Source organism: Streptomyces sp. NRRL B-3229, assembly GCF_000719505.1.
In the GTDB taxonomy this organism is placed as follows: Bacteria; Actinomycetota; Actinomycetes; order Streptomycetales; family Streptomycetaceae; genus Streptomyces; species Streptomyces griseorubiginosus.
In genome coordinates this window covers 1-17,899 of sequence record NZ_JOGP01000002.1, presented here as the reverse complement: position 1 = coordinate 17,899, position 17,899 = coordinate 1, and the positions used below count along the sequence as shown (strand labels likewise).

Annotated in this window: 15 protein-coding genes and 1 tRNA gene; 11 read left to right on the top strand and 5 right to left on the bottom strand. The window is 70.2% G+C overall.

What is annotated here, in order from left to right:
- Positions 1-127: 127 nt before the first annotated feature.
- Entirely contained in the window at positions 128-1,690 is a 1,563-nt protein-coding gene (locus IF54_RS0103105) for a purple acid phosphatase family protein (protein WP_030314193.1), read from the bottom strand.
- Positions 1,691-1,855: 165 nt separating this feature from the next.
- Here IF54_RS0103105 and IF54_RS0103100 point away from each other — a divergent pair, with 165 nt between their 5' ends.
- Positions 1,856-2,113, top strand: coding sequence for a hypothetical protein (locus IF54_RS0103100; RefSeq protein ID WP_030314191.1), 258 nt, complete (start codon positions 1,856-1,858; stop codon positions 2,111-2,113).
- Between the two features lie 14 nt (positions 2,114-2,127).
- Entirely contained in the window at positions 2,128-3,945 is a 1,818-nt protein-coding gene (glmS, locus tag IF54_RS0103095; protein ID WP_020140898.1) for a glutamine--fructose-6-phosphate transaminase (isomerizing), read from the top strand.
- 220 nt (positions 3,946-4,165) lie between these two features.
- Here the strand turns inward: glmS and IF54_RS0103090 are convergent, their stop codons facing one another.
- Entirely contained in the window at positions 4,166-4,693 is a 528-nt protein-coding gene (locus IF54_RS0103090; RefSeq protein WP_030314189.1) for a universal stress protein, read from the bottom strand.
- A gap of 344 nt (positions 4,694-5,037) precedes the next feature.
- Here IF54_RS0103090 and IF54_RS0103085 point away from each other — a divergent pair, with 344 nt between their 5' ends.
- The 4 genes from IF54_RS0103085 to IF54_RS0103070 all read left to right on the top strand — a co-directional run bounded on the left by IF54_RS0103085 (position 5,038) and on the right by IF54_RS0103070 (position 7,913).
- The gene (locus IF54_RS0103085) at positions 5,038-5,352 is read left to right on the top strand and encodes a hypothetical protein (protein WP_030314188.1); all 315 of its coding nucleotides are present in this window, start codon (positions 5,038-5,040) and stop codon (positions 5,350-5,352) included.
- Between the two features lie 386 nt (positions 5,353-5,738).
- Complete coding sequence (locus tag IF54_RS0103080; RefSeq protein WP_030314187.1) at positions 5,739-6,965, top strand: helix-turn-helix domain-containing protein; 1,227 nt, start codon at positions 5,739-5,741, stop codon at positions 6,963-6,965.
- Between the two features lie 152 nt (positions 6,966-7,117).
- Complete coding sequence (gene orn, locus IF54_RS0103075) at positions 7,118-7,720, top strand: oligoribonuclease (RefSeq protein ID WP_037819210.1); 603 nt, start codon at positions 7,118-7,120, stop codon at positions 7,718-7,720.
- 120 nt (positions 7,721-7,840) lie between these two features.
- Positions 7,841-7,913, top strand: a tRNA-His gene (locus IF54_RS0103070).
- A 52-nt stretch (positions 7,914-7,965) separates the two neighbouring features.
- Here IF54_RS0103070 and IF54_RS0103065 read toward each other — a convergent pair.
- A complete protein-coding gene (locus IF54_RS0103065) occupies positions 7,966-8,841 on the bottom strand; it encodes a LysR family transcriptional regulator (protein WP_037819207.1) in 876 nt (291 codons plus the stop codon).
- A 169-nt stretch (positions 8,842-9,010) separates the two neighbouring features.
- Here IF54_RS0103065 and IF54_RS0103060 point away from each other — a divergent pair, with 169 nt between their 5' ends.
- On the top strand, positions 9,011-9,907 hold the full coding sequence (locus IF54_RS0103060) for an SDR family oxidoreductase (RefSeq protein ID WP_030314183.1): 897 nt from the start codon (positions 9,011-9,013) through the stop codon (positions 9,905-9,907).
- Between the two features lie 171 nt (positions 9,908-10,078).
- Here IF54_RS0103060 and IF54_RS0103055 read toward each other — a convergent pair whose 3' ends face one another.
- Complete coding sequence (locus IF54_RS0103055) at positions 10,079-11,134, bottom strand: LacI family DNA-binding transcriptional regulator (protein WP_030314181.1); 1,056 nt, start codon at positions 11,132-11,134, stop codon at positions 10,079-10,081.
- A gap of 363 nt (positions 11,135-11,497) precedes the next feature.
- Here IF54_RS0103055 and IF54_RS0103050 point away from each other — a divergent pair, with 363 nt between their 5' ends.
- The 4 genes from IF54_RS0103050 to IF54_RS0103035 all read left to right on the top strand — a co-directional run bounded on the left by IF54_RS0103050 (position 11,498) and on the right by IF54_RS0103035 (position 16,317).
- A complete protein-coding gene (locus tag IF54_RS0103050; RefSeq protein ID WP_030314174.1) occupies positions 11,498-12,817 on the top strand; it encodes an ABC transporter substrate-binding protein in 1,320 nt (439 codons plus the stop codon).
- A 5-nt stretch (positions 12,818-12,822) separates the two neighbouring features.
- Positions 12,823-13,839, top strand: coding sequence for a carbohydrate ABC transporter permease (locus IF54_RS0103045; protein ID WP_030314172.1), 1,017 nt, complete (start codon positions 12,823-12,825; stop codon positions 13,837-13,839).
- An 11-nt stretch (positions 13,840-13,850) separates the two neighbouring features.
- Complete coding sequence (locus IF54_RS0103040) at positions 13,851-14,759, top strand: carbohydrate ABC transporter permease (protein WP_020140908.1); 909 nt, start codon at positions 13,851-13,853, stop codon at positions 14,757-14,759.
- Positions 14,760-14,871: 112 nt separating this feature from the next.
- On the top strand, positions 14,872-16,317 hold the full coding sequence (locus IF54_RS0103035) for a GH1 family beta-glucosidase (protein ID WP_030314169.1): 1,446 nt from the start codon (positions 14,872-14,874) through the stop codon (positions 16,315-16,317).
- A gap of 160 nt (positions 16,318-16,477) precedes the next feature.
- Here IF54_RS0103035 and IF54_RS0103030 read toward each other — a convergent pair whose 3' ends face one another.
- Complete coding sequence (locus IF54_RS0103030; protein WP_030314168.1) at positions 16,478-17,791, bottom strand: glycoside hydrolase family 36 protein; 1,314 nt, start codon at positions 17,789-17,791, stop codon at positions 16,478-16,480.
- Positions 17,792-17,899 lie beyond the last annotated feature (108 nt).

Below are 17,899 nucleotides of genomic sequence, written 5' to 3'. Positions count from 1 at the left end.
ACCGCCGAAGACGGTCGAAGGGTGGCGGGCAGAGCCAGCTCTGCCCGCCACCCTCGACGTGTGTCCGAAGGACGTACGGCCTACGACCGAAGACGCCTTCCTCTCCGGTCACCCCCGCCGAAGCGGGCTACTTCGCCTTGCGTGCCACCGTGAAGTGGTCGATGCGGTCGCCGGTCTCGGCGATGCCCGACACCTTCAGCTTGGCGTAGTGGCCGCGGGCGGCGGGCTCCACGTCCACGCGCAGGAAGGAGTAGTTGAGGTAGCGCACCCGGGACCAGGCGACGGTCTCGCTGACCTTGCCGTCCTTGGTGTTGATGAAGGAGGCGACCGAGTCGACCTCGTTCAGGTGCCCCTCGTAGGAGTCCGGCGCGGTGAACGCGTAGAGGCTGCGGCCGGCCGCGCCCGCCGTCACGTAGACGACACCCTCGGTCTCGGGGTACGCGGTCTCGCCGATCGGGAGCTTCTTGACGACCTTGTCGCCCTTGATGACGTCGGTGCGCTCGTACTGGTGGTTGTGGCCGTTGATGACCAGGTCCACCGTGTACTTCTCGAACAGCGGCACCCACTCCTGGCGCACGCCCCCCTCCGAGGCGTGCGCGGTGGAGGTGCAGTACGCGCAGTGGTGGAAGAACACCACGATGAAGTCGATGTCCTTCGCCGCGCGGTACTTCTTCAGCTGGGCCTCGAACCACTTGGTCTGGGTGCCGCCGGAGATGCCGAGGTTGGCCGGGATCTCGAAGGAGACGTCGTTCGGGTCCAGCGAGATGATCGCCGTGTTGCCGTGGACGAAGGAGTAGACGCCCGGGAGGTTCTTCTTGTCCGGCCCGTTGTCGGGGAGCGTGAAGCGGGCCTCCTCGCCGCCGTAGCCGTTGGGCGAGTACCAGGCCTCCATGTCGTGGTTGCCGTAACTGACCATCCACGGCACGGACTTGGCGACCGACTCGGTCTGGGCGAGGAACTGGTCCCACACCCGCGAGTCGAAGCCGGTGTCGGCGGACTTGCCCTGGCCGGCCGGGTCGGCGTAGGCGATGTCGCCGGCGTGCAGGTGGAAGGCCGGGTTCTGGCCGAGGATGAGGCTGTCGTTGGCGAGGCCGTGGTAGCTGACGCCCTGGTCGCCGAAGGCCGTGAAGGTGAACGGCTTCTTGTGCGCGGGGGCGGTGGTGAAGGTGCCCAGGGTGCCCGCGAGGTGTGCCTCGGCCGGGTCGAAGCCCTGGTGGCCGACGCCGTAGTAGTAGGTCCGGCCCGGCTTGAGGTGGCTCAGCTTGGCGTGGACGTAGTACTGGGTGTGGTCGCCACTGGCACCGACACCGGCCGGGGTGTACAGGGTGCGCACCTCGGCCTCGATCTTGCGGGAGAGGTCCCAGGGGTGGGCGCCGATGCGGACGAAGGGCTTCTTGACGGCGACCGGGACCTGCCAGGAGATCGTCATCTCGGTGCGGGCATCGGCGCCGTAGGCGAGGTGCCGGCCGAAGGGGGCGACCAGGGAGCCGTCGACGGTCGCGGCGGAGGCGAAGGTCCGGGTGGGCGTGGCGGCCTGGGCGACGGCGCCCGGCACGAACGCGCCACCGGTGACGGCGCCGAGCGTGACGGCGCCGCCCCTGATCATGGTGCGCCGGGAGAATCTGGCGCGCAGGTACTCGTGCTGTTCGGCCATGCTCATGCGCTCGGCGAGCTGGTCCGGTACTCCCATGCGAGGAATGTCCATGGCGTCTGAAACTCGTCTCCGCGGGCAACGGGGTGTGGGACGGAGGATGGACAGCTTGCGAACAGACGTTCATAAGAACATCAACAGCCATCTGCCCGATATCGGGCAGGATTCTTGCGAAACGGCTCCCGGTCCCCCAGGATCTACCGGGTGCACGACGAACTTGTTGATCATCTGACGCGGTCCACGCCCCTCAGCCGGGGCGAGGCGCTACGGGTGATCCAGGACGTGCTCGCGTTCTTCGACGAGACGACCGAGGAGTACGTCCGTCGCCGCCACCGCGAACTCCAGGCCCAGGGCCTGGTGAACGCGGAGATCTTCGGACGGATCGAGGCGGACCTGAAATATCGAGCGGTGGCGCCGCCGGAGCTGACACTGAGGCAGCTGCGCCGCATGGTCTACGGCTAGGGGACACAAGCTATATGTGCGGAATCGTCGGTTACATCGGCAAGCGTGACGTCGCCCCCCTCCTCCTGGAGGGCTTGCAGCGCCTGGAGTACCGCGGGTACGACTCGGCGGGCATCGTCGTCACCTCGCCGAAGACGGCGGGCCTGAAGATGGTCAAGGCCAAGGGCCGGGTACGTGACCTGGAGGCCAAGGTCCCGGCCCGCTTCAAGGGCACCACCGGCATCGCCCACACCCGCTGGGCCACCCACGGCGCCCCCTCCGACGTGAACGCCCACCCGCACATGTCGGCCGACCTCAAGGTGGCGGTCGTCCACAACGGCATCATCGACAACGCCTCCGACCTGCGCCGCAAGCTGGAGGCGGACGGTGTCGAGTTCCTCTCCGAGACGGACACCGAGGTCCTCGTCCACCTCATCGCGCGCTCCCAGGCCGAGAAGCTGGAGGACAAGGTGCGCGACACCCTGCGGGTGATCGAGGGCACCTACGGCATCGCCGTGATGCACGCCGACTTCTCCGACCGCATCGTGGTGGCCCGCAACGGCTCCCCGGTCGTCCTGGGCATCGGCGAGAAGGAGATGTTCGTCGCCTCGGACATCGCCGCCCTGGTCGCCCACACCCGGCAGATAGTGACGCTGGACGACGGCGAGATGGCCACCCTCAAGGCCGACGACTTCCGCACGTACACCACCGAGGGCACCCGTACGACGGCCGAGCCCACCACCGTCGAGTGGGAGGCCGCCTCCTACGACATGGGCGGCCACGACACCTACATGCACAAGGAGATCCACGAGCAGGCCGACGCCGTGGACCGCGTGCTGCGCGGCCGCATCGACGACCGTTTCTCCACCGTGCACCTCGGCGGCCTCAACCTGGACGCCCGCGAGGCCCGCCAGATCCGCCGGGTGAAGATCCTCGGCTGCGGCACCTCGTACCACGCGGGCATGATCGGCGCCCAGATGATCGAGGAGCTGGCCCGCATCCCCGCGGACGCCGAGCCGGCCTCGGAGTTCCGCTACCGCAACGCGGTCGTCGACCCCGACACCCTCTACATCGCGGTCTCCCAGTCCGGCGAGACCTACGACGTCCTCGCGGCCGTCCAGGAGCTCAAGCGCAAGGGCGCGCGGGTGCTCGGCGTGGTGAACGTGGTCGGCTCGGCGATCGCCCGCGAGGCCGACGGCGGCGTGTACGTGCACGCGGGCCCGGAGGTCTGCGTGGTCTCCACCAAGTGCTTCACCAACACCACGGTGGCCTTCGCGCTGCTCGCCCTGCACCTGGGCCGCACCCGTGACCTGTCCGTCCGGGACGGCAAGCGGATCATCGAGGGCCTGCGCAAGCTGCCCGCGCAGATCACCGAGATGCTGGAGCAGGAGGAGCACATCAAGAAGCTGGCCGAGCAGTACGCCGAGGCCCGCTCGATGCTCTTCATCGGCCGGGTCCGGGGCTACCCGGTGGCCCGCGAGGCCTCCCTGAAGCTCAAGGAGGTCTCGTACATCCACGCCGAGGCCTACCCGGCGTCGGAGCTGAAGCACGGCCCGCTGGCCCTGATCGAGCCCGCCCTCCCCACGGTCGCGATCGTCCCCGACGACGACCTGCTGGAGAAGAACCGCGCCGCCCTGGAGGAGATCAAGGCCCGCAGCGGCAGGATCCTGGCGGTGGCCCACCAGCACCAGGAGAAGGCCGACGAGACGATCGTCGTGCCGAAGAACGAGGACGAGCTGGATCCGATCCTGATGGGCATCCCGCTCCAACTCCTCGCCTACCACACGGCGTTGGCGCTGGGCCGGGACATCGACAAGCCGCGGAACCTCGCGAAGTCGGTGACGGTCGAGTAGACGCTCACCCCGCAAAGGGACGGACCCCTCGTGACGCCACCGTGCACGGGGGGTCCGTTCGATCGCGCCGGGGCCGCCCAATGCCCCGGCGCCGACTGCCACTTGGCCGGTGACCGTCACGCCCCGGCCGGCAGCCCATGACGGCTATATGCCCTTCACAAAGGCACAAACACCTCTGCGCGGGGGCGGATTCACCCATCTCACCAGGGAGTACCGGGCGTTACGGAATGACGATGACGGGCCGCTTCGCCCGCTTGGCGAGCCGCCCGGCGACGGAGCCGAAGATGCGCCCGACGATGCCGTGGGTGGAGCCGACGACGATCGCGTCCGCCTCGTACTCCCGCCCGACCTCTTCGAGTTCATGGCAGATGTCGCCACCGCGCTCGACCAGGATCCAGGGCACCTCGGCCAGGTAGTCCGCGCAGGCGAGCTCCAGGCCGAGCACCTCGGTGCGGTGGTCCGGCACGTCGACGAAGACCGGTGGCTCGCAGCCGGCCCACACCGTGGTGGGCAGCCGGTTGGCGACATGCACGATGATCAGGCCCGAGCCGGAGCGATGGGCCATGCCGATCGCGTACGCGAGGGCGCGCTCGCTCGATGTGGAGCCGTCGAACCCGACGACGACGCCGTGCTTGAAGGCGGGGTCGCAGGAGTGGCGTGGCTCTTCCGCCGCCAGGGGCTCGGCCGCCGTGGGATCGGCGACGGGCCGCTTGCGGTCCGCTGGTTCGGAGAATTCGTGACCGGCCATGGCTGTCTCGGCGTTGTGATCCTTGTATGGGAGGGACGGCCTGTGCGGCGGAGCTGTGTCCGGGAATCGTCTTTCCCGGCCCATACCCCCAAGGGTACGGCGCCACGCTTCCTAAGCCCAGATCCCGCCCTCGCGCTGTGGGGTTCCAGGGAGCATGCACGAGGGGGCGCCCGTAACGCAATGGTTGCTGCGCTGTACAGGCGGTTTGCACAGGATTCAAGCGCCCGTCGCCCACCCGCCCCCGGACGTACCCACCGGACGGCCCCTCGACACAGTGACCGACGGGTCGAACACGCGTTGAACCCATGAGCCACGCCAGGGGGAGACGCCACAGGGAGCATGCGATGACCGGACACCGAACGCCCTCCGAGGACTCCAGGGACTCCAGCACGGACGTGGTCCGCTGGGCGGTCTTCAGCTGCGCCCTCGTCCCCGTGGTGCTGCTCTGGTACGGCACCTCGCTCGCCGGAGCCGCCGGCACCGCGCTCGGCCTCGCCGCCGTGACAGCCGTCTGCCGTATCCTCCTGCGCCAGTCGGAACGCGGCGCGGCCCGTCTGCACACGGAGGAGGGGGCGCCGCAGCGCGGCCGCCGGCACCGGGGTGGCGCCGGGTCCCACCGAGGCGGTCGTCACACCGGCGGAAGCACACCGGTCGGCTGACCGGTTTCCATGCACCGGGACGATTCTTTTCAGCCAACTTCCGCGTTGGGCGTGTCCCGTGCCTCCACCACCCTCCAACCCCCGTTCCACCTGCACGAATAGGGTCTCGGGGGTCCCGCGCACCCTACGTGGATTAGCCACTGCCACAAGGCGCACTTCCCTGCACGGCCCCTGAGTGCAACGCTTCGTGATCGAATGCTTTACGCCAAGTTGCCAAGTCGACAATGTGCCGGATGACGAACTGGTCACCCCGGCACCACGGGACACAGTAGATTCGATCTTGACGTCTTACGGCGGGGGACTCGTGCCGGACCGAGGGGAAACGTGCTGGAGCGACATGCCCGACAAGTTAGGGGCGCCGCGACCACCAAGGGGGGCTTAGCAGGATGAGCCACGACTCCACTGCCGCGCCGGAAGCCGCGGCCCGGAAGCTCTCCGGGCGACGCCGCAAGGAGATCGTCGCGGTGCTGCTGTTCAGCGGCGGCCCCATTTTCGAGAGTTCCATACCGTTGTCGGTGTTCGGGATTGACCGCCAGGACGCCGGCGTACCGCGCTACCGACTTTTGGTGTGCGGCGGTGAAGAAGGCCCGCTGCGGACCACAGGGGGCCTGGAACTCACCGCGCCACATGGCCTGGAGGCGATCTCCCGCGCGGGCACGGTCGTCGTGCCGGCCTGGCGCTCGATCACCTCACCGCCTCCGGAGGAGGCACTCGACGCACTGCGCCGGGCGCACGAGGAGGGTGCCCGCATCGTGGGCCTGTGCACCGGCGCGTTCGTGCTGGCCGCAGCGGGCCTGCTGGACGGCCGCCCCGCGACCACCCACTGGATGTACGCGCCGACGCTGGCCAAGCGCTACCCGTCGGTGCACGTGGACCCACGAGAACTCTTCGTGGACGACGGCGACGTACTGACCTCGGCCGGTACCGCGGCCGGCATCGACCTCTGCCTCCACATCGTGCGGACGGACCACGGCAACGAGGCGGCCGGCGCGCTGGCCCGCCGACTGGTGGTCCCGCCGCGCCGCTCGGGCGGTCAGGAGCGCTACCTCGACAGGTCTTTACCGGAGGAGATCGGCGCCGACCCGCTCGCCGAGGTCGTCGCCTGGGCGCTGGAGCACCTCCACGAGCAGTTCGACGTGGAGACGCTCGCCGCGCGCGCGTACATGAGCCGTCGTACGTTCGACCGCCGCTTCCGCTCCCTGACGGGTTCGGCCCCTCTCCAGTGGCTGATCACCCAGCGGGTGCTCCAGGCGCAGCGGCTGCTCGAGACCTCGGACTACTCGGTGGACGAGGTCGCGGGGCGCTGCGGTTTCCGCTCCCCGGTGGCGCTGCGCGGGCACTTCCGGCGGCAGCTGGGCTCGTCCCCGGCGGCCTACCGGGCCGCGTACCGGGCGCGCCGGCCGCAGGGCGAGCGGCCCGTGGACAGCGACGGTCCGGTGGGAGGACCCACGGGTCCCCCGCCCGGTCCGCCGGTGCAGCTGCACCCGGAGGGCGGCCCGGTACCGCTCCAGACCCGGCGTACCCCGGCCTCCGTGGGCCCGCCGTCGGAGAACGGCCGCGAGCTGTACGTCGGCGGCCGGGCGAGCCTGCCGGGGCAGCGCAGCGGAGCGTGACTTCTCGGCGCCGGGCGGGCACTTCAGCCCGTCCGGCGTTTGAGGACGAGGCCGTTCAGGCCGAAGCGGGGGTCCAGGGGGCGGCAGCCCCCTGGTACGCCGACCCCGACACCGGGCATCCCAAAAGCCGACCTCAGCTTTAGGGTGGTCGCATGAACGATCGCATGGTGTGGATCGACTGCGAGATGACCGGCCTCTCGCTGTCCGACGACGCGCTCATCGAGGTTGCCGCCCTCGTCACCGACTCCGAGCTGAACATCCTCGGCGACGGTGTGGACATCGTCATCCGCCCGCCGGACCAGGCGCTGGAGACGATGCCGGAGGTGGTGCGTCAGATGCACACCGCGTCCGGGCTGCTCGACGAGCTGTCCGGCGGCACCACGCTCGCCGACGCCGAGGAGCAGGTCCTCGCCTACGTCCGCGAGCACGTCAAGGAGCCCGGCAAGGCCCCCCTGTGCGGCAACTCCGTCGGCACCGACCGCGGTTTCCTGCTCCGGGACATGCCCACCCTGGAGGACTACCTCCACTACCGCATCGTGGACGTCAGCTCCGTCAAGGAGCTCGCCCGCCGCTGGTACCCCCGGGCCTACTTCAACAGCCCGGAGAAGAACGGCAACCACCGCGCCCTCGCCGACATCCGCGAGTCCATCGCGGAGCTCCGCTACTACCGCGAGGCGATCTTCGTCCCGCAGCCCGGGCCGGACTCCGACACCGCCAAGACGATCGCCGCGAAGCACGTCCTGCCTGCGCAGTAGAGGCGCGCGGCCTGCTCAGTGGAGGCCCGCGGCCTGCGCGATTAACGCGGGCGCGAGCACCCCTTCGGACCCTGTACACTTTTTCTCGGCCGGTCGGGGAAACCCGGACAGCCGAACATGGTGGGTGTAGCTCAGTTGGTAGAGCACCTGGTTGTGGTCCAGGTGGCCGCGGGTTCGAGTCCCGTCACTCACCCTCATCACCTCAGCCGGTGATCCTGGAGACAGGGTCACCGGCTGAGGCCGTTTCAGAAGCCAGTCGCCTCAAGACGGGTCCGGGCCGCCCTGCGGAACGCCGTGAGCAGTCGGCCTCGGTCGCCGGCCCGGGTCGCCAGGACGACGTGGGCCGGGTCGACGCCCTCCAGCGGGACCACCGTCAGATCGGGGCGAAGGGCGCCCGGGCGAGGTGAGGCCATGATGGCCAGGGCCTGTCCGGAGGCCACGAGTTCGAACTTGTCCTCCAGCGCCGTGACCAGAGGGCCGTCGGGTGCCGGGCTGCCGTCCGGGCGGGGGTCGATGCGCCAGTACGCGTTCCAGTCCGGGTCGGCCACCCTGATCATCGGCTCGTCCGCGATGTCGTCGAGCGTGACGGACTCCTTGCCGGCCAGACGGTGGCCGACCGGGAGCAGCAGCACCCTGGGCTCGTCGTAGAGGACCGTCACATGGGCCCCGTCCGTCGGGAAGGGCAGCCGGGTCACCAGCGCGTCGACCTTGTGGTCGGCCAGGGCCGTCCGGCGGTCGCCCCAGTCGACGTGCACGCTGGAGACGTCGGCCTCCGGGAAACGTACCCGCAGTTCGCGCACTGCCGGGGTGACGATGATCCCCGCCGTGTAGCCCACGGTGATCCGGCTCGGCTCGGCCGCCGCCCGGGTCAGCGCGGCCGCCTGTCCGGCCGACCGCAGCAGCGCTTTCGCCCGGGGCAGGAAGACCTCCCCCGCCTCGGTGAGCCGGCTGCCCTGCGGGGTCCGCTCCAGCAGCCGCGCGCCCAGCTGCTGCTCCAGACGGCGGACCTGCCGGCTCAGGGACGGCTGGGTGATGTGCAGCGCTTCGGCGGCCCGGCCGAAGTGCCGGTGCTCGGCGACGGCGGTGAAGTACCGGACCAGGCGCAGATCGAGGTCGGTCATGCCGGAAGCGTACGCCCGCCTCGACGGCGTCCGGCGCCTTGCAGGGCATCTCACCTGGGGTGATGCCTGATGTGTATTGCGCGATGCGAAACAGGCTTTGGACCGGCCCTGGCTCTCCTTCGCACGCTGGAGGCGCTGGAAACATCACTCGTCACCGCGAAGGACCCTCATGCGTGTATTCGTCACCGGCGCCTCCGGATTCATCGGTTCCGCCGTCACCCGCGAACTCCTCGACGCCGGGCACGAGGTTCTCGGCCTGGCCCGTTCGGACCGGTCGGCCGAGGCGGTGAGGGCCGCCGGGGCGGAGGTGCACCGCGGCGATCTGGACGACCTCGACAGTCTCCGCCGGGGCGCCGAGGCGGCCGACGCCGTCGCCCACCTGGCCTTCATCCACGACTTCACGAACCTCGCCGCCTCCGGTGAGGCCGATCTGCGGGCGATAGAGGCCATGGGCGAGGTGCTCGCAGGCACCGGGAAGGCTCTCGTGGTCACCTCGGGACTGCTGACCGCGCCGGGGCACGTCGGCACCGAGGAGGACCCGGCCGACCCGGACTCCCCCGCCAAGCACCGGCACGCCTCGGAGTCCGCGACGCTCGCACTGGCCGGACGCGGGGTGAGTTCGTCGGTGCTGCGGCTTCCGCCGAGCGTGCACGGCGAGGGCGACTACGGCTTCGTGCCCATGTTCATCGACGTCGCACGGCAGAAGGGTGTCTCGGCCATGGTGGGCGACGGCACCAACCAGTGGGCGGCCGTCCACCGCCTGGACGCGGCCCGGTTGTTCCGGCTCGCCCTGGAGCAGGCGCCGGCCGGCGTACGGCTGCACGCGATCGGCGACGAGGGGGTGCCGTTCCGGGAGATCGCCGAGACCATCGGGCGGGGGCTCGACGTGCCGGTCGCGAAGGTGGCCGCCGAGAACGCGACGGACCACTTCGGCTGGCTCGGCCGCTTCGCCGCGATCGACATGCGCGCCTCGGCCGCACTCACCCGCAAGCTGCTGGGCTGGCAGCCGGAGCACCCCGCCCTGATCCCGGACCTGGAGGCGGGCCACTACTTCAGGACGAGCTGAGCACCACGACACCGGCCGCGACACCCCGGTCAACTCCCGCACACCGCCGTACCGTTCGCGAAAGAGCCGGCGTGCCCGTTCGCGGACGGAACGCCGGACCCCGCCCGCGTCCGGACCTGAGTGATCCTTGCGTTCAACCTCTTTAGGCGGCTCGGGGCGGCCTGGCCCGTGTCAGGACGACGTCCGGTGGATCAGTTCCGTCGCCAGGACGACCTGCCTGCGCTCCAGGCCCCGGGACACCGCCGGGCGGCGGTCGGCGATCTCCGAGAGGAGCAGGTCGATCATGCGGCGGCCCATCTCCTCGATGGGCTGGCGGACACTGGTGAGCGGCGGGTCCATGTGGCGCGCTATGGCGGAGTCGTCGTAGCCGATCAATGCCACGTCCGAGGGGATGCTGCGGCCCTCCTCGCGCAGCACCTGGCGGGCGCCCGCCGCCATGACGTCGGAGCCGGCGAAGACGGCGTCCAGGTCGGGGCGGCGGGCCAGCAGCTTCGTCATCGCGCGGCGGCCGCCCTCCTCCGTGAAGTCACCGGGCTCGATCAGGCGCTCGTCCACCTCGTGGCCCGCGTCGAGCAGCGCGTCGCGGTAGCCGTCGACGCGGCGCTGGGCGCCGTACACGTCGAGGCGGCCGGTGATGTGGGCGATCGCGCGGCGGCCGCCCGCGAGCAGGTGCTCCACGGCGGAGCGGCCCCCTCCGTAGTTGTCGGAGTCCACCGAGGGCAGCGTCTCCCCCGCCGAGCGCGGGCCGCTGATCACCGCGGGGATCTCCAGCTGGGACAGCAGGTCGGGGAGCGGGTCGTCGGCGTGGACCGAGACCAGCAGGACGCCGTCGACCCGGTGCGCGGCGAGGTACTGGGCCAGCCGTTGGCGTTCGCGGTCGCTACCCGCGAAGATCAGCAGGAGCTGCATCTCGGTGTCCGAGATCTCCGCGCCGACGCCCTTGAGCATGTCCGAGAAGTACGGCTCGGCGAAGAACCGGGTCTCCGGCTCGGGCACCACCAGCGCGATCGCGTCCGTACGGTTGGCCGCCAGGGCGCGCGCGGCCGTGTTCGGGACGTACCCGAGCTCCGCCACCGCCGCCTCGACCGCGGCACGGGTGGCGTCACTGACCCGGGGCGAACCGTTGATCACCCGGGAAACGGTGCCCCGGCCGACGCCGGCGCGCGCGGCGACCTCCTCGAGGGTGGGCCGGCCCCCGCTCCGGCTCCGCGCTCCGTGGCTTGCCATGGGCTCCGCCTTCCGCCGTTGTCTTGCGCTGGCCTGGAATTTAACAGCCCCGCCTGCTCCAGTGACGGTCGCGGGGGCTCAGCCCCCGGCCCAGGTCCGGGCCGAAGTGCCCGCCCCTGAGCGCCGGGCGGGTCGGGCCGGTCCAGTTAACAGGCTGATAACTGAACGCATCTCTCCGCGTCGACTCCCTTGACACCCCCGCCCGGACCCGCGAACCTTCAACACATCACCGATGGGAGCGCTCCCACGGTACCTGACACATACATTTCCCGCACGTTCCCCGCCCGAGCCGCAGCTAGAACGAACGGGCCCAACAACGCAGTTGGCCGGGGGGTCGGCACGTCAGGGCAACAGGAGGACGCAATGCGAGCACATACCCGATCCGCCCGCAACAGGGCGGTAGTCCTCGCGGCTGTCGCATCGCTGGGCGCCGGGCTGCTGGCCGGCTGTGCCGACGACGGCGGCGACGACGACGGCTCGTCGTCGGGCGGCGGCAAGACCACGATCACCCTCGGTCTGTTCGGCACGCAGGGCTTCAAGGAGGCCGGACTCTACAAGGAGTACGAGAAGCTCAACCCGAACATCAAGATCCAGGAGAACGTGGTCGAGCGGAACGAGAACTACTACCCCGCTCTCGTCAACCACCTCACCACCAACAGCGGTCTCCAGGACGTCCAGGCCATCGAGGTCGGCAACATCGCCGAGGTCGTCTCCACCAACGCGGACAAGCTGGTGGACATGTCCAAGGTCGCCGGGGTGGACAAGAGCAAGTGGGTTGACTGGAAGTGGCAGCAGGCCACCACCAAGGACGGCCAGACCATCGGCCTCGGCACCGACATCGGCCCGATGGCGATCTGCTACCGCAAGGACCTCTTCGAGCAGGCCGGTCTGCCCAGCGACCGCGAGGCGGTCGGCAAGCTGTGGGCGGGCGACTGGAACAAGCTCGTCGCCGCGGGCGAGACCTACAAGAAGAAGGCCCCCGCGGGCACCACCTTCATGGACTCGCCCGGCGGTCTGCTCAACGCGATCGTCAGCAGTGAGAAGGACAAGTACTACGACGCCTCCGGCGAGGTCATCTACAAGACCAACCCGGCGATCAAGAACGCCTTCGACCTGACCGCGAAGGCCGCCAAGGAGGGGCTGGTCGGAGCGCAGACGCAGTTCCAGCCGGCCTGGGACACCACGATCGCCAAGAGCAAGTTCGCCGCGATCGCGTGCCCGCCGTGGATGCTCGGCTACCTCAAGGGCAAGTCGTCGCCCGACTCCGCCGGCAAGTGGGACGTGGCCGCCGCGCCCAAGTCCGGCAACTGGGGCGGCACCTTCCTGTCCGTGCCCAAGAACGGCAAGCACGTGAAGGAGGCGGAGAAGCTGATCACCTGGCTGACCGCGCCGGAGCAGCAGGCCAAGCTGTTCAGCGTGCAGGGCAGCTTCCCGAGCTCGACCGCCGCCTACGACCTGCCCCAGGTCACCGGCGCCAAGAACACGATGACCGGTGACGCGCCCATCGGCAAGATCTTCGCCGAGGCCGCCAAGGCCATTCCGACGCAGGTGATCGGCCCGAAGGACCAGATCATCCAGCAGGGTCTGACCGACAACGGCGTCATCCTCGTCACGAAGGGCAAGTCGGCCAAGGAAGCCTGGGAGACGGCCACCAAGACCATCGACAACAACCTGGAGAAGTGACCGGTATGGCCACCCGGCACGACACCGCCGCGCTCCCCCTCGAGGAGGGGGGCGCGGCCCCGGGCCGCCCGCCCGCGGACGCCGTACCCGACGAGAAGGAGCAGCGGCGCCGGGCCCGGCTGTCCCGCCGCTGGCAGCGGGACATGCGCTGGAGCCCGTACGCGTTCGTCTCGCCGTTCTTCCTGCTGTTCCTCGCCTTCGGTCTGTTCCCGCTGATCTACACGGGCTGGGCCTCGCTGCACACGGTCGAGCTGACCGATCCCACGGACATGCAGTGGGCGGGCATGCGCAACTACACGCGCATCTTCGACGACGACTTCTTCTGGAACGCGGCGAAGAACACCCTGACCATCGGCATCATCTCCACCGTCCCGCAGCTGGCGATGGCCATGGGCCTGGCGCACATCCTCAACTACAAGTTGCGCGCGTCGACCTTCTACCGGGTCGTGATGCTGGCGCCGTACGCGACCTCGATCGCCGCCGCCTCGCTGGTGTTCGTGCTGCTCTTCGGCCGCGACTACGGCATGATCAACTGGGCTCTGCACTTCGTCGGGGTCGACGCCATCGACTGGCAGAACGACAAGTGGCCCTCGCAGATCGCGGTTTCGTCGATCGTCATCTGGCGCTGGACCGGCTACAACGCGCTGATCTACCTGGCGGCGATGCAGGCGATCCCGCAGGACCTGTACGAGTCGGCGGCCCTCGACGGGGCCAGCCGCTGGAAGCAGTTCCTGCACGTCACCCTGCCCTCGCTGCGGCCGACGATCCTGTTCACCGTCGTCGTCTCGACGATCGGGGCGAGCCAGGTGTTCGGCGAGCCACTGCTGTTCGACGCCAACAAGGGTGCGTCCGGCGGCGCGGAGCACCAGTTCCAGACGCTCGGCCTGTACCTGTACGAGCAGGGCTGGGTGAACATGCACCTGGGCCGCGCCTCCGCGATCGCCTGGACGATGTTCCTGATCCTCATCGTGATCGGGATCGTCAACTACGTCATCTCGCGCCGGCTGCGCGCCAGTAGTTAAGGAGACCGGCCGTGACGACGACCCTGACGAAACCCGCGGCGGACGCGGGTTCCCCGCCCCCGAAGCGGGTGCGCCGGCCCAAGTCGGCGCGTGCGGGCGGGCAGATGCACGCGGGACCCATCGCGTACGTCATCCTCGCCCTGTTCACCATCGGCTCGCTGCTGCCGCTGGTATGGACGGCGATCGCCGCCTCGCGAGACAACCAGCGGCTGGCGCAGACCCCGCCGCCGTTCTGGTTCGGCGGCAACCTCTTCCACAACCTCGACATCGCCTGGAACGACGCCAATCTGGGCGAGGCGTTCATCAACACCACGTTCGTGGCCGGTGTGTCGGCGCTGACCATCGTCTTCCTGTCCACGATCGCCGGGTTCGCCTTCGCCAAGCTGCGCTTCCGGGGCCGCGGCGCGATGATGCTGATCGTCATCGGCACGATGATGGTGCCGCCGCAGCTGAGCGTGATCCCGCTGTACATGATGGTCGCCAAGCTCGACTGGACGGACCAGCTCCAGGCGGTGATCCTGCCGTCGCTGGTGAGCGCGTTCGGGGTGTTCTTCATGCGGCAGTACCTGATCCAGGCGCTGCCGGACGAGATCATCGAGGCGGCCCGGGTGGACGGCGCGAGCAGCTGGCGGGTGGTGTGGCACGTCGTGTTCCCCGCCGCCCGGCCTGCGATGGCCGTCCTCGGCATGCTGATGTTCGTGCAGACCTGGAACGACTTCCTGTGGCCGTTCCTGGTGCTGACGCAGAACGGCAACCCGACCGTGCAGGTCGCGGTCGCGCAGCTCGGCCGGGGCTACACCCCGGACCAGTCCCTGATCATGGCGGGCGCGCTGCTGGGCACGCTGCCGCTGCTGATCGTCTTCGCGATCTTCGGCAAGCAGATCGTGGGCGGCATCATGCAGGGTGCCGTGAAGGGCTGACCTCGGCTTCCCCGGGGGCCGGACCGACGCCGCTCCGGCCCCCGCCCCTCTCTTCTCCTCTCCTCCTCGCCCTCTACCAGTCGGTCTCACGACCTCCGATGGGAGCGCTTCCATGCCCGATTCCGCATCTCCGGAGACCCCGGTGACCTTCCCCCCCTCCTTTCTCTGGGGTGCCGCGACCTCCTCGTACCAGATCGAGGGGGCGGTGCGGGAGGACGGCCGTACGCCCTCCATCTGGGACACCTTCAGCCACACGCCCGGCAAGACCGCCGGCGGCGACCACGGTGACATCGCTGTCGACCACTACCACCGCTACCGCGACGACGTGGCGCTCATGGCCGACCTGGGCCTGACGGCGTACCGCTTCTCGGTCTCCTGGTCCCGGGTGCAGCCGACCGGCCGGGGCCCGGCGATCCAGCGGGGGCTGGACTTCTACCGGCGGCTGGTGGACGAGCTGCTCGCGCACGGCATCAAGCCGGCCGTGACGCTCTACCACTGGGACCTGCCGCAGGAGCTGGAGGACGCGGGCGGCTGGCCGGAGCGCGACACCGCGTACCGCTTCGCCGAGTACGCGCAGATCATGGGCGAGGCGCTCGGTGACCGGGTGGAGCAGTGGATCACCGTCAACGAGCCCTGGTGCGCGGCCTTCCTGGGCTATGCCTCCGGGGTGCACGCACCGGGCCGTACCGACCCGGCGGCCTCGCTGAGGGCCGCGCACACGCTCAACCTCGCGCACGGCCTGGGCACTTCGGCCCTGCGCGCCTCCATGCCGGCCCGCAACTCGGTGGCGCTGAGCCTCAACTCCGCGGCGGTCAGGCCCTTCTCGCAGGACCCGGCGGACCTGGCCGCGGCGCGGAAGATCGACGACCTCGCCAGCGGGATCTTCCACGGCCCCATCCTGCACGGGGCGTACCCGCAGACGCTGTTCGCGGCGACGGAGTCGATCACCGACTGGTCGTTCGTGGAGGCCGGCGATCTGGAGCTGATCAACCAGCCGCTCGACGCCCTGGGCCTCAACTACTACACGCCCGCGCTGGTGTCGGCCGCCGACCCGACGGCCAGCGGGCCGCGCGCCGACGGCCACGGCAGCAGCGACCACTCCCCGTGGCCGGGCGCGGACGACGTCACGTTCCACCAGACGCCGGGCGAGCGTACGGAGATGGGCTGGACGATCGACCCGACCGGGCTGCACGACCTGATCATGCGCTACACCCGCGAGGCCCCCGGTCTCCCCCTCTACATCACCGAGAACGGCGCGGCCTACGACGACAAGCCCGACCCCGACGGCCGCGTCCACGACCCGGAGCGGATCGCCTACCTGCACGGCCACCTCGCCGCGGTCCGCCGCGCGATCACCGACGGCGCGGACGTCCGCGGCTACTACCTCTGGTCGTTGATGGACAACTTCGAGTGGGCGTACGGCTACGAGAAGCGCTTCGGCGCGATCTACGTGGACTACACGACGCTGGAACGGACACCCAAGTCCAGTGCCCTGTGGTACGGCCGGGCAGCCCGCACGGGCACCCTCCCGGAGGTGGAGGAGACCCAGGGCGTCTAGCCACCACGGAGCCGGGGGAGCCGGGGCGCGGCAGCCGAGGGGGGTGCCGCGCCCCGGCGCATTCGGCGAGCCGCGACAGCGGCTCGCCTCCTCCCGTGACGGACGTCCTCGGGCTACGGCTCGGGGTTCTGGTCGCCGCCGTGGGCGATGCCCGCGGGGGTCATCGCCCGTCCCCTCCGAGCAGCCGGCGGGTCGTCTCCACGCCCCACTGGTCCAGCGACAGCAGCCGGTCGCTGGAGGCCATCAGTCCGCCGGTCGCCTGCACGTGGGCGGCCCAGCGCTCGCGGGTCTCCACGGCCGGGCGGGCCATCAGGCAGTCGGGGTCGTTGACCCACAGGACGCCGTGCTGCCACTGGCGGCCGACGCCGGTGAACTCGGCCGGGTCCTGGCCGGGCTGGCTGAAGTCACCGGCCTCGGGGCGGCGGTGCGGGGCCGTGTCGGGGCTGACCCGCATCGCGTCGAACAGGCCGACGGAGGGCAGGATCGGCGCACCGCAGCCGAGCAGGTAGGCGTCCGGGCCGATGGCCTCGCGGATCAGCCGGATGCCGTCGCGGTACGCGGTGAGACCGTCCGCGTCGGTGTGCCGTACGCCCTCCAGGGCGCCCGCGTAGAGGAAGTCGACCTTGAAGTAGTCGTAGCCCTCGGACCGCAGCGTCCGGAAGACGTCCGCCAGGTAGGCCGCGGCCTCCGGGTGGGTCGTGTCCAGGACGCACAGGTCGTGGCCCCAGTTGCGGCCGGCATGCAGGAAGCCGCCGCTGAGGTCCTCGACCAGCCAGTCGGGGTGCTCGGCGGCCAGGTCGCTCGCCGGGTCGACGAGGAAGGGCGCGGTCCAGATGCCGGCCCTGCGGCCCCGCGCCCGGATCGCGTCGGCGATGCCCTCGCGGGAGCGGAAGCGGCCCGAGAGGGTGAGCCAGTCACCGAGGGCCTTCTGGTAGCCGTCGTCGATCTGGACGACGTCGATCGGCAGGTCGAGGGTGTCCATCGCACGCAGGTTCTCGTGGATGTCGTCCTCGGTGACCTCCGTGAAGTACTCGTACCAGGAGCACCAGACGGTGGGCGCCGGACGGAGGGCCTCGACCCCGAGCCCGGCGGCCCACTCGGCCAGCGTCGCCTGGACGTCCGTGCCCGTGAACTCCTTGACCGGGCCGTCGGCGGTGACCTCGGCGTGGCTGCCGTCGACGGTCAGGCGGATCGACGGAACCGCACGGGTCGGTTCCGGCGCCGCCCACAGCCGTACCGGCGACCCGTCGCCCGGGTCGAGCGCCAGCAGCCCCTCGCCCTGGAAGACGCCCTCCGGGACGGTGACGCCCGGCCGGTAGCAGACCGTCGCCCAGTTGTCGTTCGTCGGGCGGTACGGCTTGTCGCCGAGGGCGTACGCGCCACTGGGGCTCCAGGACTGCCAGCCCTCCTCGTGGACGCGGGCCCCGCGCGGGTCGACGGGCACGGAGGCGACCGGAGTGAAGGGGTGGGGCACGGTGGTTCTCTTTCGAACGGGGTGGTGGTCAGCCCTTGTTGGCGCCGAGGGTCAGTCCGCTGACGAACTGGCGTTGGAGGACGAAGTAGACGATCAGGGTGGGGATCG

What these genes read in the sequence shown, in the direction of transcription:
- IF54_RS0103105 (WP_030314193.1), bottom strand. Translation starts at nt 1,690, where the DNA reads ATGGGAGTACCGGACCAGCTCGCCGAGCGCATGAGCATGGCCGAACAG.
- glmS (WP_020140898.1), top strand. Translation starts at nt 2,128, where the DNA reads ATGTGCGGAATCGTCGGTTACATCGGCAAGCGTGACGTCGCCCCCCTC.
- IF54_RS0103090 (WP_030314189.1), bottom strand. Translation starts at nt 4,693, where the DNA reads ATGGCCGGTCACGAATTCTCCGAACCAGCGGACCGCAAGCGGCCCGTC.
- IF54_RS0103085 (WP_030314188.1), top strand. Translation starts at nt 5,038, where the DNA reads ATGACCGGACACCGAACGCCCTCCGAGGACTCCAGGGACTCCAGCACG.
- IF54_RS0103080 (WP_030314187.1), top strand. Translation starts at nt 5,739, where the DNA reads ATGAGCCACGACTCCACTGCCGCGCCGGAAGCCGCGGCCCGGAAGCTC.
- orn (WP_037819210.1), top strand. Translation starts at nt 7,118, where the DNA reads ATGAACGATCGCATGGTGTGGATCGACTGCGAGATGACCGGCCTCTCG.
- IF54_RS0103065 (WP_037819207.1), bottom strand. Translation starts at nt 8,841, where the DNA reads ATGACCGACCTCGATCTGCGCCTGGTCCGGTACTTCACCGCCGTCGCC.
- IF54_RS0103060 (WP_030314183.1), top strand. Translation starts at nt 9,011, where the DNA reads ATGCGTGTATTCGTCACCGGCGCCTCCGGATTCATCGGTTCCGCCGTC.
- IF54_RS0103055 (WP_030314181.1), bottom strand. Translation starts at nt 11,134, where the DNA reads ATGGCAAGCCACGGAGCGCGGAGCCGGAGCGGGGGCCGGCCCACCCTC.
- IF54_RS0103050 (WP_030314174.1), top strand. Translation starts at nt 11,498, where the DNA reads ATGCGAGCACATACCCGATCCGCCCGCAACAGGGCGGTAGTCCTCGCG.
- IF54_RS0103045 (WP_030314172.1), top strand. Translation starts at nt 12,823, where the DNA reads ATGGCCACCCGGCACGACACCGCCGCGCTCCCCCTCGAGGAGGGGGGC.
- IF54_RS0103035 (WP_030314169.1), top strand. Translation starts at nt 14,872, where the DNA reads ATGCCCGATTCCGCATCTCCGGAGACCCCGGTGACCTTCCCCCCCTCC.